The following is an 18527-nucleotide window of genomic DNA, read 5'->3' on the forward strand; positions in this document are numbered from 1 at the left end:
GCTCTATAGGAATAACTTTAACAACTTATATTCTATAAACAATTTATCCACAGGTTTTTAGAATATAATTTCCTATAGAGTAAAAAAGGCTGTCTAAAAGACAACCAAATTAAAAATAATTTAATGAAAAAACTCCTACAGGAGTTTTTTTCATTAATTTTTCACTTTTCACTCTTAACTTTTCACTTATTTAGCCATATCTAGATTTACATCCTGAGCAATTCCTACCATATCTAATATTTTTTCTGATCTTTCTTTTGTTGATCCTTTTATTAATGTATATCTAACATTTTCTGCTTCCAAAAAGCTTAGTATAGCCTTGTCCACAGCTTGTGCTACTTCTTCATCCTGCCATCTTACTCCATCTTTTGAATAACCAAATTCTCTTGGAACAAAGAATATATGATCATACTTAGGTAAATCTCTTAATGCTAATACATAAAGATCTTTTAGTATTTCTATTTCTTTTGTTGTTCTTTTTCTATCTCCAAGCATGAACCTAGCATATATGTAAGGTACAAACGTAGCATAATCTGTTATTGCATAATCAAATTCATTTAAACTTTCTTCTAAGTGAAGTTGTCCTAAATAAATTCCATATTGTTCTGCTATATTTTCTATCATACCTTTATCTCTTAGATAATCTGTGCTATACTCCGTTGCTACTCCCACGCTTAAGTCTCTGATTTTCATTTCTACATAAAGTTGTTGTATTAATGTAGTTTTACCACATCTTGGGCCACCTAAAATGGCAATTCTCTTTGGCATTTCAAACCCTCCAAAAATTTCTATATAAAAGTAAATTCTCTTTTAAAACAGATTTTAATTATATCAATAATCGACATAAATTTCAATGTATATTGAAGGGAATGTTATTAAATACAAAATATTAGGGATAATTCTTGTCAAAAGAACTATCCCCTAATTTTTTCATTCCTTCATTATAAATAACTCATCATTAAGTTATCTCCATAACTTTTTCACTTTTCCCTCTTCACTATTCAACTAGACCTTCTGACTTTAAGAATTCATTTGCAACTACTTTAGCATCTCTTTTATTTACATCTACTTCATAATTTAATTTTCTCATTTTCTCATCTGTTAATTTTCCATCTAATTCTCCTAAAACATCTCTAAGTTCTGGGAATTTTTCTAAAGTTTCTTCCTTGACAATTGGGACTGCGTGGTATGGTGGGAAGAAACTTTTATCATCTTCTAAAACAGTTAATTTAAACTGCTCTATTAATCCATCTGTTGTAAATGCGTCAATTACTTGTGTCTCATTACTATTTAAAGCTGTATATCTTAACCCACCATCTACTGGATTTACTGTTTTGAAGTTCATATTATAGGCTTTATTAAGTCCTAATAAACCATCTTCTCTATTTGCGAACTCTATTGTAGGTCCTGCTATTAATTCTCCAGATACCTTGGCTAAATCTGATACTGTCTTTAAGTTATATTTATCTGCTGTTTCTTTAGATACTGCCATTGCATAGGTATTATTAAATCCCATTGGATTTAATACATCAATACCAAAATCTGCTTTAAATCTATCTTTCATTACATTATATACTTCATCTGTATTTGAATTAGGCTCTGTTATGTTTAATATATTTACATATCCTGTACCTGTATATTCAACATACATATCTATTCCACCTGATTTTAGTGCATTAAAAGCAACTTGAGTTCCACCTAAATTTAGTTTTGTTTGTACATCTATATCTGTTTTATCTTCAATTAATTGTTGAAGCATATTTCCTAAGATTATTTGCTCTGTAAAGTTTTTAGATCCTATAGTTATTTTATTGCTATTATTTGATATACTTGAAACAATTACTCCACCTACAACTGCTATTGCTAATATAGATGCTATAACTATATTTCTTTTTCTATTCTTATTAGAAGAAGTTCTTCTTACTTTCATAGTTCCATCTGATTTTTTAATTCCATTTGGCATTGTAGCTTCTTCTATTTTTCCTGTTATCCAGTCTATGACTAAAGCTAGTACAGCTGCTGGAATTGCACCAAATAATATAAGATTATTATCTACTGTTTGAATCCCTGAGAACACTAAGTATCCAAGCCCACCTGCACCTACAAAGGCTGCTATTGTCATAAGACCAACTGCTGTAACTGCTGCCATTCTTATACCTGCCATCATAACTGGCATAGCTAGAGGAATTTTTATGAGCTTAAGAGTTTGTCCACTCGTCATTCCTAATCCCTTTGCTGCTTCTAGCATATCTGGATTTATATTTGTAATTCCTGTATAAGTGTTTTTTATTATAGGTAACATAGAGTATAATACTACCATAGTTATTGCTGGTGCTGACCCTATACCTATAACTGGTATCAAGAAACCTAATATAGCTAAACTTGGTATAGCTTGAGTTAAGTTTGCAAACCCAATTACAGCATTAGCTAATTTTTTATTTTTAGTTATTAAAATACCTAGTGGCACTCCAATTATTACTGCTATTAACACTGCTATAATTGTAAGTTGTATATGTTCTAATAGAAGAGATAGTATTTCTGATTTTTTTGTTACTAATTGTTCTATAAAAGTATTCACTAATTATCTCCTCCCATCTCTATATATTGGCTACTTAAAACTGATATTAAACTACTTCTCGTTACTAATCCTAGAAGTTTCCCTTCATCACTACATACCGGTAAGTATCCCTTCTTTAAATTATTAAATATTTCTAATAATTCTGGTAGATTCTTATCTCCACATACACATTCTGGGTTTTTATTCATTACTTCTTCAACCAATATATTTTTTTCTTCTATTTTTTGTATTATTTCTAGAGTAATATATCCTAAAAGCTTTCCTTCTTTATTAATTACTAATAGACTATCTACTTTTTTTTCTCTCATTATTTCTCTTGCTTGAAGTAAATTTCTCTTTGGACTAACTGTTACTGGCTTTGATATCATAACATCTTCTGCCTTAATCATTTCAGGTTTAGTCCATATTTTATTTTTACCAACAAACTCTTCAACATATTCTCCTGCTGGATTTTTTAATATATTTTCTGGAGTATCATATTGAAGTATTTTACCATCTTTTAGTATACATATTTTATCTGCTAAATTTATAGCTTCATCCATATCGTGAGTTACGAATACTATTGTTTTTCTATATTCCTTTTGAATATTAAAAAGCTCTTCTTGAAGCTCTGCTCTTGTTATTGGGTCCAAAGCACTAAAAGGTTCGTCCATTAATATTATTTCAGCATCTGTTGCAAAGGCTCTTGCAACTCCAATTCTCTGTTGCTGTCCTCCACTTAGTTCTACTGGATATCTATCACTATATTTTTCTGGCTCTAATCCAACCATATTCAATAAATCTATTGTTTTTCTATCTATTTCTTCTTGGCTTTTTCCCATAAGTTTAGGAATTATTTCTATGTTTTCCTTCACTGTCATATGTGGAAATAAACCTGTTTGTTGAATTACATATCCTATACTTCTTCTAAGCTCTATAGGATCCATTTGATTTATATTTTTTCCATTAACTAATATTTCTCCTGATGTTGACTCTATTAATCTATTTATCATTTTTAATAAAGTTGTTTTACCACAACCACTTGATCCTATTAGTACAACTAGATTTCCATCTTCTATATTTAAGTTGAAATTTTCTAATATAACGTTATTTTTATAGCTTTTCTTTATATTTTTAAATTCTATCATAAATTACCTCCCCAATCTTTTAACAACTCTATACTAACATTAAGTTGTCAGATTGTCAAATTTTTTGCCTAGAAATTTTTACAAAAATTGTATTTTGATTGTAAACATTTTTCTTTACAAAACTTACAATTACATAAATATAGAATTTTTTTAATTGGGAAATTTCTTAACCTTATTTTAAAAATTGGATTTAATTAATAATTTATTTGTTTCTTTATCTAAAGTAGTTCAAAAATAAGCCTTTTAATCATTCTTACAATATCAATATATTATATACGTTAATAATAATTTGACGTGGATATCTTGACCAAATTCTCTATTTAATGATTTTTGTAAAACTGTATACTCTTTAGCGGCTTTCATCATTCTTCCATCTGCATTTGCTTTTCTATATGTGAAAATAATATTATATTTTCTAATTCTTCTTCTATTATCAACATTATATATATTTTTTAGTTAATATTTTGATTTCTTAATTTTTAAATAACTTCTTACTTAAATTAAGACTACTAATATTATTTATTAATACTATATATAAAAGTACCCTACAAGATAGAATTTCTTATATTGTCTATCTTATAGGGCATATTCCATATAATATATAGTTTTTTATTTAGTTAGACAACTCTACTGAATAAAATTATTTTATATTATAAATAAATTTTAATTTTTCGTTTTCTTCAATAGTAACCTCATAATATATAATATTTTCCTTTGAAAATATTATATTAGTATTAGTATTATAGCTCTCTTTTATTATTGGAATAAATATATCATTAGTAAAATCATAAACATAATTTCCATTTCTTAAAGAACTTGTCCAATATAATAAATCTGAATTATATGCTAATGCAAATATTGATTCTTTAGGTTCAAAAACATAATTACTAATAATATTTTCTTTAAACTTTGTCCATTTTTTACTTTCAATATCAAATTCAACTATATAATTTGATGAATAACTATCATTTATTTCTTCATCAAAATATATATTTTGTTTTATTCCTAATAAAATATTCCCCTTAAAAATAGGATTATAAATTAATTCATTATCTGATAATTCATTTATGCTATTAGTTTTTATATCATAACTATTTTCCATTGCCCTTGCCTGTATACTTCCTCCTAAAACACTTAATATTATAGAAGAGCACAGAATTGTTTTAATAAATTTTTTTTATTATTTAACTTTTATTTTAAACAAATATTCAAAATTATGAGTATCGTCCCACTCTATATTAAATGAATAATAATATTCACCTTTCTCTTGTGGAACATTAAATTCATAAATATCATTTGTTATCTTTACTCTCTTTCCTGAAACAACTTCAGAAAACTCTATATTATATAAAGTTATTTCCTGTATATTATCTAAATAGCTTATATCGAAACTTAATTTTTCATTGGAATTAACTTCTATAAATGATATTTCATTAAACTTTTCATTTATCGGCCCTATAAAACTATTTCCTCCTCCCATTTCTTTATCAAACCAAGTTCCTTCACCTTTTATGGTATTATATTTATCTCCATTAACAATAATGTTCACATTAGGTATATTATTGGGTAGTTTATTACTCCTATTCCCACAACTAGAAATCATAAATATTCCTAAATATATTGTAATACAACATATTAATATTTTTGTATATTTACTTTTAAATGACATTTTCATATGTATGTCCTCCTTTAGAATTAATATATTAATATTATAGATTATATTAGTATATTAATAAAGTAAATATTTGAATATCTTACTTTATTTTATACCTTTTCTTTTTATATACTAATTACCAATATTCTCCCAAATATTTTTTTTTACAATACAATCAAAAGTTATAGTTTTTAATTGACTATAAATAAACTTATAACAAAAAAGCTATTACTTCGCACTTATTAATACGAAGTAATAGCTTTTCGCTTTATTTAATTCCTCTTAGTTTTTCTATATCATTACAGTTTCTTGCAGTAACTTCCTCAACAAAATTAAGATCACTTTTAATACTAATTACATCTTCAGCACTTCTAGCTACTTGATCATAGGTTATATCTATTTTATTTTCAATTCTATCTAACTTTTCATTAGCTCTTTGTTGCTCTACTTTTAAGGCATTAATATCTTGATGCATTGTTTCCATACCTTGTTGCATAGTTTTCATTTCATGCTTCATTGCCTGCATATCTTGTTGCATTGATTTTAAGATATCCAATGCTTCTTTTTCCACTTCTCATCACTCCTTATGTACCACTTCATAATTAACAATGCACAAGGCACAGTTTATAGTTTCTGATTATAATGGGTGGAAGGGAACAATTAACAAGTAACAGAGAATTTTGCAGAGCAAAATTGATTTAATTTTTCGTTTTGATTCTTAATTTTAAATTTATAACCTGTTACCTGTTCCCTGTTACCTTATCCCTAAAAACTCTGAATTGTGAATTGTGCACTGCGAACTGCAAGAAGTTCACTATTTTAGTTGGCAAAATTCCACAATTTCTTCACATATTTTATGTGTAATTATAGAATCACTAATTGATGGATTTGGAAGTTTATTTTCCTTAACACAATTAATAAAATAGTCTAGTAAATTTTCAAATCCTCTTTTATATAATGTTGTTTCCCATCCACCAAAGGTAGTTTTGGTTTTTCCATCATTGTTAACTTCTATCATATCTACTAAATCTTCAACAACATACTTATTACCTTTAATCATATATTCTATATTTTCTTCTGTAATTTTTGCTGTTCTATTCATTACTCCAACTGCAGTTGTATTTTCTCCTTTAAAAGTAACAACTACACTATTAAGATTATTATTATCTTTTGAGTAATTAATATCTAATGATTTTACTTCTTCATCCATTAAAAATCTTAAAGTATCCACAACATGAATAAAATCTTCCACAATAAATCTTCTAATATCCCCAGGTGGATACTCCCTATTTTTTTGCATTATTATTATGTCTGCTTTTCCCTTATCTTTAAGTGCTTTAATTTGTGGGCAAAATCTTCTATTAAAACCTACCATAGCAATAACATTATTTTCTTTTGATAAAGCTTCTATTTCTTTCGCCTCATTAAAGTTAAAACTAATTGGCTTATCTATATATACATTAACACCCTTTTTTATTAACTTTTTAGCTATTTCGTAGTGTCCATCTGCATGAGTTGAAATTATTGCAGCATCTATCTCTTCTTCTAATAAGTTTTCAATGTTATTATATGCTTTGTCTATCCTATATTTATTAGAAACCTCTTCTAAAACCTCTTTATTCCTAGTAGATATTAAAAGTTCCACGCCTTCCTTTACTGTTAAAATTGGTAGATAAGCTTTTTTAGCTATTGCTCCTAAACCAATTATTCCAATTTTCATAAAATCTCCTCCTCTCTTTTGTTCAGTGCACAGTTGTCAGTTCACAATTCACAGTCTCAATTAGTTCACAGTTTACAGTTTTTATTTAGTTGTCAGTTATCAGTTCACAATAATTTCGTCCAAAGCTCTCAATTTTCAACTGGAAAACAACTGTGAACTGTGCCTTGTGCACTGTGAACTAAAAACCTGTTACCTGTTCCCTAAACCGAACTGTGAACTGTGCCTTGTGCACTGTGAACTAATTAAATAAGTTCTAATTTTTTAAGTCCTTTATAAATTCCTTCATTTTCAACATCTTCTGTAAAATCAAAAGCGTGTGGCTCTAAATCTTTATGATACCCACCCATAGCTATACCATATTTTATAGCTTGAAACATTTCTATATCATTTTCACCATCACCAAAAGCATATGCATAGTCTTTAGAAATATCAAGTCTCTCTAATAAATGTTCTACGCCATACCCTTTTGTGTATTTAGCTATATATATTTCAAAAGTATCACCAAATTGGTTTGCCATAAATGCAAATTCTTTTTCCTTATATTTTTCACGGACTATCTTATAAGAATTTTCATTCTTACCTATAGCTATTATCTTGCTTGTTTTTACATCTTCTTTAGTCCAATTATCTGTAAAACTATCTATATCTAAATTAGCTTTATCTATAAGATATTTAACTTTTTCGTTATTTATATCTAAAACATAATTCTTTTCTTGACCCTCTAAAATATATACTATTTCATTTTCTTCAAGAAAATATAGTAGATCTTTAAGTTTTTCATTATTTATGCACTCATTAAATATCACTTCATTTTCAATTTCTGCATAAGCTCCATTAGACGCTATATATCCATTTAAACCTAAATCCTCTATCTCTTTAGTGATAGAACTCTTTGGTCTTCCTGTTGCTAAAACAGTTAAATAACCATTCTCTTTTAATTTATTTATAGCTTCCTTTGTAGTTTTAGTTGGAGAATATATACCTTTTGTCCAATCAATTAGTGTTCCATCTACATCAAAAAAAACTATTCCTTTTTTATTCATTAGTTTTCCCCCTTATGACTTTGTCTCTATTTTAATTTATAGCTTTCTATCTGTTATCTAAACCAAGCTGTGAACTGTGCCTTGTGCACTGTGAACTAAAAACCTGTTCCCTGTTCCCTGACACCTGTTACCTGACACATAAATAGTTTATCACAATATACAAAATATTTCTTACGGATTTTATCTTCTAATTATACTGTTAATATTTTAAATAACTAAAATTTACTTTTTTAATTTATGGGCCGTAATAATTGTATAGCTATAAGCATTTACCGTTATTATACAATCATTAATATCTATATACCAGTTTTTGCCCTCTCTTCTTATTAACGCATTTGAATCTTGTATTTTATTTCTACACCATCTAACAACATCATCCACATCTAAAGAAAGATTTCTCTTAATTCTGACTACGCCTAAATCAGTTGTATGTAATTTATCCAAGTTCAAAATCAGTTCACTTTTATTACTGTCACCACTCATTTTTAATACCCTTTATTATCCTTTCAAATTACTATTTATTCAGCATAATTTATGTTTTATAATTATAGTTAAATTACAATTAAATGACCTTTAAATAAGAATTGCTTGTCTATTGTTAAATTCATCATATTTATATTATAGGCTATTTTATAAAGGTATTACATATGACCTTTCGTCTGTTGAAAGAATAAATTATAAAAAGTAAAAAAGTAGACATATATAATTTTACTTATATATGTTCACTTAAGAGCTAATTAAAGACATTAGATTAATTTTTTAGAATTTGTATTATCCCTTATGATATAGATTCTATATACTGATCTCTATTAGATATTTCTAGCTTCTCAAATTCTCTTATAGTCATTGGTTTACCATATAAATATCCTTGTACAACTTCACAACCTACACTTTTTAGGAATTGTGATTGCTCAGGAAATTCTACCCCTTCAGCGACAACTTCTAAACCTAACTCATTTGCCATATTAATAATATTTTTTATAACTATTTTACCTTTTTCTGATATATCCCTTTTATCTAAAAATAATTTATCCAATTTTATTATATCTATTGGAATATTTTTTAATATATTTAAAGATGAATATCCGGCGCCAAAGTCATCTAAGGATACTTTAATGCCAATCTTCTTTATTTCTTTTATTATAGAAACAATCTTATTTGTTTCCCTAAACATTATTCTCTCTGTTAATTCGATTTCTAAAAATCTAGTATCTATATCATATTTTTTATTATATTCTTTAAGTCTATTACGAAATTATCATTTTCACTCATAGTTATCTTAGATATATTAATTGATATAGGCACCAAACTAACATTATTTTTTGACCATCTACTAATAATTTTGCAAGCTTCTTCAAACATATACATATCTAATTTTACTATATCTTTATTTCTTTCAAGTATAGGAATAAATACTTCAGGACTAACTGCATCATTATTTCTATTATTCCATCTAGCTAAGCCCTCAGCACCTACTATACATTGACTTTCTGGATTATATTTTGGCTGAAGATATATATCAAATTCGTCTTTTTTTAAAGCTTTATGTACATTTTTTTCAATACTACTTTTATTTTTAGAATTCTTATTATTCATAAATTTGAATATGTATTTAATAGTTACTACTATTAAAATAAATATAACTACTTCACTTACTATTCTAACCCACATATTACTTTTATCATTCCTTTGTTTATCATCTTTGATTACTTGAACTAGTTATAAATATTATTTGTATTCTACTATCAAAACTTCTAATCCTTCTTGCAGTTTCTATACCATTAATATCATCCATTAATATATCTAAAAATAATATATCATAAATACACACATCTCTTTTTAAATATTCTAACAATTCTTTTCCTGAACTATAGCAATCTATTTCTACATCCATACTTTCTTTTTTACATAATAATTTTAATTTATTTTTTATGGTTTCTTGGAAAATATCTTGATCGTCACATACTGCAATCCTCACCATATAACCAATCTCCTTTTAATATATTCAATCTTATTACTAAGTAAAAATAAAAATCTCTCATTTTTTCATATAATTGCTATAAGTTCCTTAATATTATATATCTTATGCAAACAGTATGTCCATTGTATTTTGTAATATCTAAAACTATGTTAAGTCTACATTATATTGCTTTTTAGATAACTTATCTATAATAATAATTTATCTAAATATAAATAAGCTACTAAACTTTTCTTTAGTAGCTTATTTGTATTTTTTATTAAATTATTCCACTAATGCCTTTACTAGTTGTTTCTCAAATTCTTGTACTTCAATTGGTTTACAATACAAATAACCTTGTACAGTTTTGCATCCTATACTTTTTAGAAATTCAGCTTGCTCAATGTGCTCTACACCTTCTGTAATAACCTCTAATCCTAATTCATTTGCCATATTAATGACATTATTTAAAACTATCTTCCCTTTTGTTGAGAGGTTCTTTTTATCTAAGAATAATTTATCTAATTTTACTATATCTATTGGAAGACTTTTTAATAGATTTAAGGCTGAATAACCAGCACCAAAGTCATCTAATGCTACCTTTATACCTAATGCTTTTATTTCTTTAAGAACTTTTATTATTTGTTCAGATTTCTCTATCATTGTTCTTTCTGTTATTTCTATTTCTATTGAATTTTTATCTATACTATAGAAATCTATTATCTCTTTTATATACTCTATAAAATTATATTCTTCTTTCAGTGTTTCGCTAGAAATATTTATTGATATAGGAAAAATATTATTGTAATTATTCTTCCACCTTTGAAGTATTTTACACACCTCTTCAAACATATACTTATCTAATTTTACTATAAAATTATTTTCCTCCAATATAGGAATAAATTTATCTGGAGCAACCTTACCAATCTCCTTATTATTCCATCTAACTAATGCTTCTGCCCCCACTAGTAAATTATTTTCTAAATTATATTTTCCTTGAAGATATACTTCAAACTCTCTATTTTCTATAGCTTTATTTATATATTTCTCTATTTTTAATTCTTTTTTAAAATTAGAATTACACTTGCATCTATATAGATATTTAATAATAAATTTAGAATATATATATGCACCTAATATTAATAGAAATATATAAAAAGACCTTTCTGTTAGCCATAATAAGTTAATCATTTAATTGTCTCTCCATCTTTAGTTTACTATCCCTAATATTATATTCAGTTAACTTTAATATGGCTACTATATTTATTTTTCCTTCCTTATTGTTAATTTAAATATAGCTTTTTATATTTTTATCTTGTTTCTTATTGATAACATTATTTTTTATTGCACCATAAGCTAGTACTAATATAGCTATTAATACGATAGATAAGTATGTTAATCCAAATACATGTATTCCAAATCTTTCATATAGTCTTCCTGTAGATAAATTTAATAAGCTAGGCAATATTGTAGATGAAAATGAACTTAATAATATAAATGCTATAAAATGCTGGTCTACTGGTACCATTTGTCCAATTAATTTATTTTGAACTTGTAAGACTATTGCTGTAACGATTCCATGTAGTGTTGTTACAATTAAAATCAATATATATGAAGTTGTATATGCCATCGCTCCCCATCTAATAACTAAAAATCCTAGTGCTATTGCCAGTGCTACATCATTTTTCTTTAATACTTTAATTTTATCAAAGGTTAATAATAATAAAACTTCAAATATAACCATTACAAATGGTATTAAAGCTATTACTGATTTTGATACCTTCAAATCAATCATCATCATTTGAAGTCCATATCCTGAAGCTGCATTTTGTGTTCCTGTAATTATTGATATTATTATTAAAGCTTTTATATAATCTGTATTTTTTATTAATTCCTTTAATGAGCTAACGAGATTTTTTTCTCTCACCTTAATTATTTTATGATTTTCTAAAGCTTCATCTGGTATTTCTTGAATATTATTTAACATAATAACACTTAAAGTCACCAAAAGTATTCCAACAAATATAGCTAAATACACATCTCCTATTCCTATTGCTATTGGAGCTACTATTCCAGCTAGTCCATATCCTATAGTAGATCTTACTCTTATATTTCCATATGATCCTTTATTAACCTTTGATATATTCAATAAATATTTATCATTTAAAGTCCCGTTCGGTTGAAGTAAAATTGATCTTAACAAATTTATTATAAAGAATAGAATAAAATTGTTTATTATTATAAGTAATCCTATAGTTACTATATTAGATATATGCACAATTCTACTAAAGCCTATTACCTTTTTATACTTATCTAATATACTGCCCCAAATAAAAAATATAGGTAATATTATTAATGGAGTAGTTCCTACAATTAAACTTATTTCTCTTACGCTAAACCCCTTGATAGAACTTAAAAACAATACAAAAACACTTCCAATTATATTTACTCCTAAAGAAGAAACTAATAGATAATTCGAAAACTTCTTAGTAGATATATTTACTATTTTAACTCCCCCCTTAGCATTACTTAATATTTTAATCATTTACAACAAATATCATTATAGTTTTATTATTTATTAATCACAATGTAATATAATTTAATTCTATATACTATATTTCTATATCACCCCTGGGGTCCAAAAAATTGGAAATTAACTCTAACATTCCTCACAAAAATGATGGAGCTGTCTCATAGACAGCCCCATTATTTTTGCAATAACTCCCTTAAGAGCTAATTTTTTAAAATTATTATTGTAAATTCATATGGTTCTAAAATAATATTTTTATCTTTTTTAGTTTTACCATATAGTATTTCGCCGATTACTATTGAAATTAAAGATTTAATTATAGTAATTTATTTAATATATAGTCTACTTCTATATTTGTAATTATTAACAAGCCCTCTTCGTCTATATCAAACAAATCATTATGATGTGCTACTGAAGTATTTGCATTTTTCAAATTTTTAGTACCTACATGAATATATGACCCTGGTACTTCTATTAAGAATTCTGCAAAATCGTCAGCTCCTAACCTCTTTGGCGAATTAGTTATTACATTTTCTTTTCCAACTATATCACTAGCAATAACCGCCACTTCTTCACTGACTTTTTCATCATTTATAAGAGGTGAAGCATAGTCTCTAAATTCTACTATAACTTCTGCTCCATATATTTCTCCAATAGACTTTGCTATTTTCTCTACTGATTTATTAGTTTTTTCTCTTGATTCAAAAGTAAAACTTCTTGTTGTTCCTTCTAAAACAATTTCTTCTGCTACTGTATTGTAAGTAGTTCCCCCTCTAATCAAACCAACTCCTACTACTACTGTATCAACTGGATCAGTTTGTCTACTTACTATTGACTGTAGATTTACTACTATTTGGCTTGCAATATATAAGGCATCAGTTGATAAATGTGGTGCAGATACGTGACCGCCTTTTCCTTTAACAGTTATTTTAAAATAATCACATGAAGCAGAAATTGGACCACTTGTTACTGATACTTTGCCTACCTCTAAATGGGATGCCACATGTGCTCCAAGTATTTCTTCTACACCATCTAAGTATCCTTCCTTTATAAATACCTTAGCTCCTTGTCCAACTTCTTCAGCTTGTTGAAAAATTAATCTTACTTCTCCATTTAACTCTTTTTCTTTTTCTTTTAAAATTTTTGCTGTTCCAAGAAGACTAGCTGTATGCCCATCATGACCACAAGCATGATTATATCCATTGCTTTGTGATTTATATTCTACATCTTTTGAATCTGGAACTTTAAGAGCATCTATATCTGCCCTTATTGCTAAAATTCTATTTGATTCATTTTTACCTTTTATTATTCCTAAAACACCAGTTGCCCCAACTCTCTTATGTGGAATATTCAACTTATCTAATTCTTCTTCTATTTTTTTTGCTGTATTATATTCTTTTAAGCTTTCTTCTGGATGTTTATGAAAATACCTTCTTAAAGAGGTAATATAATCTTTTTCCTTTATTACATAATCTTTTATATTCATTAAAAAGCCCCCTTATATTTAGTACTATCTATTAAAGCCCTATAAGATAGATACTTATTTAATAATATTCTTTATTATTTCCAAGTTGGTATATAAGCCCCTTTATATACTTCTTCTATAACCTTTGCTACATCTTCTGATCTATAGGCATCTACAACCTTCTTATACAGTTCATTGTCTTTATCCTCAGTTCTTGAAACTATTATATTTATATAAGGATTATCAGTACCTTCTTTAACTTGTTCTAAATAAATAGAATCATTTTTAGGATTAAATCCTGCATCAACTGCATGTCCACCGTTTATTAATGCTGCAGCTACATCGGCTAATAATCTTGGAGTTTGTGCAGCTTCAACTTCTACAAATTTAATATTTTTAGGATTTTGCGTTATATCACTTAAAGTTGGAGTATATCCTGCTGTTTCATTTACTTTAATAACTCCTGCTGATTCTAAAACCTTTAATGCTCTTCCCCCATTAGTTGCATCACTTGGTATTGCAATGGAATCACCATCTTTTAATTCATCTAAAGATTTTATTTTATTAGAATATACCCCAAGTGGAGCTATTATCGTTTCTCCAATAACTGATAAATCTAAATTTCTATCTTTAATATCTTGATTTAAATATGCATAATGTTGGAAGGAATTTAAATCTATTTCTTTATCTGCTAAAGCTTGATTTGGCTGACTATAATCAGAAAAGGTAACAAGCTCTAAAGTTATTCCTTCTTCTTGAAGATTCTTTATTACAGGCTCCCATTGATCTGTATTTTCACCAACTACTCCTACCTTAACTACTTTATTCTTTCCATCTGTATTCTCTGTCTTTGCCCCTTGGCATCCTGCCAATGATAAAAGTAATGTTCCTGATATTATAATATTTAATAATTTTCTTGTTTTCATATTTTAACGCCCCTTTTAATTTATTTCTTATTGCTTAATTTTAATGTGTTGTTTTTTTTATTATTATATTTCCTGCCCCTTGAATTATATTTACTAAAATAAGTAGGATTATAACAGTTACAAAAGTTATATCTACTTGATATCTTTGATATCCATATCTAATTGCTAAATCTCCAAGACCACCTCCTCCCACTGAACCTGCCATAGCTGTTAATCCAACTAAGCTTACAAAAGTTATTGTTGTAGCCCTTACGATGTTTGGTACACCTTCTTTTAAATATACTCTAAAAATTATTTCAAATGGTGATGATCCCATTGCTTCAGCAGCTTCTATTATCCCCTTATCAGTTTCAGATAAAGCACTTTCTATTTGCCTTGCAAAAAATGGTATTGTTCCTAAAACTAATGGTACAAAGGAACCTTTTGTTCCTATAGCTGTTCCTACTATGGCCCTAGTTAATGGTATAACAGCTGCTAATAATATAATAAATGGTATTGATCTAGTTATATTTATTACTTTTTCTAAAACAAAATATACTGGTTTATTTTCTAATATATTTCCTTCTCTCGTTACTACTAATATGACTCCTAAAATAATTCCTATAACAAATGATATAAGGCCTGCTACTAAAATCATAATTAGTGTTTCTCCTGTAGCCTTGAATATATCTGGTATCTTTGTTATTACATTAGGCAGTAATTTTTGCACTAAGCCTTCCATCTTTAATCACCTCAACTTCTACATTATTTTCTTGTAAATAACTTATAACATTATTAATCTTGGCTTCTTCACCTCTTATTATTACAACAAGTCCCCCCAGCGGAGATTCTTGAATTATTTCTATATTCCCAAATATTATATTGGTATCTACATTAAATTCTCTGGATACTATTGAAATTATTGGCTCTGTTGTACTGTTTTCTAGATATTTTAATTTTAAAATCTTTTCATTTTCTTTAATATCTACAACTGAAGATTTATTTTCTATCAAATCATATATATTGCTTAGTGAAGATGTACTATCTATAAAGTTTTTTGTAACTTTTTCTTTAGGCTCTGAGAATATTTTAAATATACTTCCTTCCTCAACTACCTTACCATTTTCCATAACTGCTGCCCTTGTACATATTTCTTTAACAACTTGCATTTCATGAGTTATTATTACTATTGTTATTCCAAACTTTTTATTTACTTCTTTTAAAAGTTTTAATATAGACTTTGTGGTTTGTGGATCTAAGGCACTAGTTGCTTCATCACAAAGCAAAACCTTTGGATCATTTGCTAAAGCTCTTGCAATTCCAACCCTTTGTTTTTGTCCTCCACTTAATTGAGATGGATAAGAATCTGCCTTGTCTTCAAGTTCAACAAGTTTTAATAAATCTTTAACTTTATTTTTTATCTCTTCTTTTGAGTAACTACTCCCTTTAAGTGGATAAGCTATATTTTCAAATACTGTTCTAGATTTCATCAAATTAAAATGCTGAAATATCATTCCTATCTTTTTTCTTTCTTCTCTAAGTTCCTTATTTGATAAAGTACTTAAATCTTTCCCATCTATAACTACTTGTCCATTAGTTGGTTTTTCTAAAAAGTTTATACATCTAACTAATGTTGATTTTCCTGCTCCACTAAATCCTATAATTCCATAAATTTCACCTTTATTAATATTTAGTGTTACATCCTTAACTGCTTCTATTTTATTAGCTTTTGATTCATAGGTTTTGTGTAAATTTTTTAATATAATCATATTTTCCCTCCTTTTGCCCCAAAAAAGTGGACACATATAATTTTGTTTGTTTTGTTTCTTAGCTTCAAGTAATCACATTACTCAAATTTTAAACTATTCATAATTTCCTAAGGAATAAAAAAACTGCTTTCCTAAAAATAAGAAAGCAGTGTATTATACACATATATATTTTTCTCATTCTTATCTTTCAGATGCAATTACATCTGCAGGATTTAGCACCTTAAACTATAAAAGCTTATAATTATAACTAATATAATTATAATATAATTCAGGTTGCCAGACTTCATAGGGCCAGTCCCTCCGTCTTTCTTGATAAAAACTTATTTAATTTTTGTTCTTGTTTCGTATTATATCTCTATATATTTTTCATGTCAATAGTTTTATTTCTTTTTTTAGATAATTAATCTACTTCTGAGAATTCATCTTTACCTACTCCACAAAGAGGACAAAGCCAATCTTCTGGCACATCTGCAAATGCAGTTCCTGCTTCTACCCCATTATCTGGATCCCCTACTTCTGGATCATATATATACCCACATACATCACATATAAAACTTTTCATAATAATTCCTCCATATTTAATATATTAAATTTATAATATTGAACTTATATAATCTGCTGCTCTTTCTACATCTTTTTCTGATTCTTCATTAAGGGAGAATCTAATTCTTACAGGGAATTTAGTATCAATCATACCTGTTGATTTTATTATTGAAGATGTGTTTAAAACATTAGCATTAGTTTCATTTAAATAATCTTGAATTATTTCTATTGGTTCCCCACTCCATCCAAAGGATCCAAATGCACAAGCTACCTTGCCTTCTAAGTTTATATCCTTTAATTTCTTTAATACATTTTCAATTGAACCTATTAAATCACCATATTTTGTTGATGTACCAAATAATATTGCATCTGAACTTTTAATAGCTTCTAATATTTCTTCTTCAGCAGTCTTATCTGGATTTAATACTAATACTTCAATATCTTCTGCTTCAAATTCTTTTTTAAATTTGTCTGCAATTCCCTTTGTTGAATTTCTCATTGTTGTATAAACTATTGTGGCTTTTTTACCTTTTTTAGTTTCTTTACTCTTTTCATCATATATAGAAATATATTTTTCAATATTTTCATCTAGTATATATCCATGAGAAGGCGCTATTATATCTATATCAAGCTCTTTAACTGCTGAAATCATTGGTCTTACATACTTTTTATGTGGTGACATTATTAAATCGTAATATACAGTAAAAGCTTCTGTTATATCTGTATTTGCCTTGCTTGAAAGATATTCTTTAGCTTTTAAATGTGTACTAAATATATCACAAGGGAATAATACCTTATCTTCCTTACAATAAGTTATCATTGTTTCTTCTGTGTGAAGATATGGAGTCATTTTAAATAATAAAGTTTTTCCTCCAATATCAAGGGTATCTCCATCACCTACAACTAAAAATCTTTTTTCTTCAATTTTATATAATTCCTTTAAGTGATAAACAGCTTTTTCACTACAAACTACAGTTGCATTAACAGCTTGTCTTGCAAGTCCTCCCAAAGCACCTGAATGGTCTGGTTCTGTATGATTTATAACTATATATTTTATATCCTTTAAATCAATAATTGATTTTAAATTTTCTACATATTCTCTTGTGTATATTAAATCTACTGTATCTATTACTGTTGGTTTTTCTGTTTTTAATAAATAACTGTTATAAGTTGTGCCATCTAATACTAATCTATGAAATGGAACATCTCTATCATCTATAATTCCAACTCCATAAA

At 27.1% G+C, this 18527-nt stretch carries 18 protein-coding genes, 1 pseudogene and 1 riboswitch; all 19 genes and pseudogenes read right to left on the bottom strand.

Annotation, left to right across the window (positions count from 1 at the left end):
- Positions 1 to 186 precede the first annotated feature (186 nt).
- Positions 187 to 768, bottom strand: a complete 582-nt coding sequence (locus A500_RS00435; RefSeq protein ID WP_016205629.1) for an AAA family ATPase — start codon at positions 766 to 768, stop codon at positions 187 to 189.
- Positions 769 to 997: 229 nt separating this feature from the next.
- Complete coding sequence (locus A500_RS00440) at positions 998 to 2578, bottom strand: ABC transporter permease/substrate-binding protein (protein WP_016205630.1); 1581 nt, start codon at positions 2576 to 2578, stop codon at positions 998 to 1000.
- Positions 2578 to 3705, bottom strand: coding sequence for an ABC transporter ATP-binding protein (locus A500_RS00445; RefSeq protein ID WP_016205631.1), 1128 nt, complete (start codon positions 3703 to 3705; stop codon positions 2578 to 2580). Before A500_RS00445 ends, A500_RS00440 begins: the two co-directional genes overlap by 1 nt.
- A 640-nt stretch (positions 3706 to 4345) precedes the next feature.
- Positions 4346 to 4807, bottom strand: a complete 462-nt coding sequence (locus A500_RS00450; protein ID WP_016205632.1) for a hypothetical protein — start codon at positions 4805 to 4807, stop codon at positions 4346 to 4348.
- Between the two features lie 78 nt (positions 4808 to 4885).
- The gene (locus A500_RS00455) at positions 4886 to 5380 is read right to left on the bottom strand and encodes a hypothetical protein (protein WP_016205633.1); all 495 of its coding nucleotides are present in this window, start codon (positions 5378 to 5380) and stop codon (positions 4886 to 4888) included.
- A gap of 247 nt (positions 5381 to 5627) precedes the next feature.
- Entirely contained in the window at positions 5628 to 5930 is a 303-nt protein-coding gene (locus A500_RS00460; protein WP_016205634.1) for a hypothetical protein, read from the bottom strand.
- Positions 5931 to 6173: 243 nt separating this feature from the next.
- Positions 6174 to 7079, bottom strand: a complete 906-nt coding sequence (locus A500_RS00465; RefSeq protein ID WP_016205635.1) for a Gfo/Idh/MocA family protein — start codon at positions 7077 to 7079, stop codon at positions 6174 to 6176.
- A gap of 242 nt (positions 7080 to 7321) precedes the next feature.
- Positions 7322 to 8122, bottom strand: a complete 801-nt coding sequence (locus tag A500_RS00470; protein ID WP_016205636.1) for a Cof-type HAD-IIB family hydrolase — start codon at positions 8120 to 8122, stop codon at positions 7322 to 7324.
- A 222-nt stretch (positions 8123 to 8344) separates the two neighbouring features.
- Positions 8345 to 8605, bottom strand: a complete 261-nt coding sequence (locus A500_RS00475) for a DUF3781 domain-containing protein (RefSeq protein ID WP_016205637.1) — start codon at positions 8603 to 8605, stop codon at positions 8345 to 8347.
- A 295-nt stretch (positions 8606 to 8900) separates the two neighbouring features.
- Positions 8901 to 9793: pseudogene (locus tag A500_RS21985) on the bottom strand (EAL domain-containing protein).
- A gap of 25 nt (positions 9794 to 9818) precedes the next feature.
- The gene (locus A500_RS00490; protein WP_016205640.1) at positions 9819 to 10103 is read right to left on the bottom strand and encodes a response regulator; all 285 of its coding nucleotides are present in this window, start codon (positions 10101 to 10103) and stop codon (positions 9819 to 9821) included.
- A 261-nt stretch (positions 10104 to 10364) separates the two neighbouring features.
- Entirely contained in the window at positions 10365 to 11270 is a 906-nt protein-coding gene (locus A500_RS00495) for an EAL domain-containing protein (RefSeq protein WP_016205641.1), read from the bottom strand.
- A 97-nt stretch (positions 11271 to 11367) separates the two neighbouring features.
- The gene (locus A500_RS00500; protein WP_016205642.1) at positions 11368 to 12624 is read right to left on the bottom strand and encodes an MFS transporter; all 1257 of its coding nucleotides are present in this window, start codon (positions 12622 to 12624) and stop codon (positions 11368 to 11370) included.
- Positions 12625 to 12925: 301 nt separating this feature from the next.
- Positions 12926 to 14095, bottom strand: coding sequence for a M20 metallopeptidase family protein (locus tag A500_RS00505; RefSeq protein WP_016205643.1), 1170 nt, complete (start codon positions 14093 to 14095; stop codon positions 12926 to 12928).
- Positions 14096 to 14169: 74 nt separating this feature from the next.
- The gene (locus A500_RS00510) at positions 14170 to 15000 is read right to left on the bottom strand and encodes a MetQ/NlpA family ABC transporter substrate-binding protein (protein ID WP_016205644.1); all 831 of its coding nucleotides are present in this window, start codon (positions 14998 to 15000) and stop codon (positions 14170 to 14172) included.
- A 40-nt stretch (positions 15001 to 15040) separates the two neighbouring features.
- Positions 15041 to 15721: a methionine ABC transporter permease gene (locus tag A500_RS00515; RefSeq protein ID WP_016205645.1), complete on the bottom strand. Its 681-nt coding sequence runs from the start codon at positions 15719 to 15721 to the stop codon at positions 15041 to 15043.
- A complete protein-coding gene (locus tag A500_RS00520) occupies positions 15690 to 16748 on the bottom strand; it encodes a methionine ABC transporter ATP-binding protein (RefSeq protein WP_016205646.1) in 1059 nt (352 codons plus the stop codon). Before A500_RS00520 ends, A500_RS00515 begins: the two co-directional genes overlap by 32 nt.
- A gap of 177 nt (positions 16749 to 16925) precedes the next feature.
- A riboswitch (SAM riboswitch) is annotated at positions 16926 to 17067 on the bottom strand.
- Positions 17068 to 17148: 81 nt separating this feature from the next.
- Entirely contained in the window at positions 17149 to 17310 is a 162-nt protein-coding gene (gene rd / locus A500_RS00525) for a rubredoxin (RefSeq protein WP_016205647.1), read from the bottom strand.
- Between the two features lie 30 nt (positions 17311 to 17340).
- The coding region (locus A500_RS00530) for an FprA family A-type flavoprotein (RefSeq protein WP_016205648.1) at positions 17341 to 18527 on the bottom strand (1187 nt) is incomplete at its 5' end.

The sequence above is a fragment of the Clostridium sartagoforme AAU1 genome (assembly GCF_000401215.1).
Classification (GTDB): Bacteria; Bacillota; Clostridia; order Clostridiales; family Clostridiaceae; genus Clostridium; species Clostridium sartagoforme.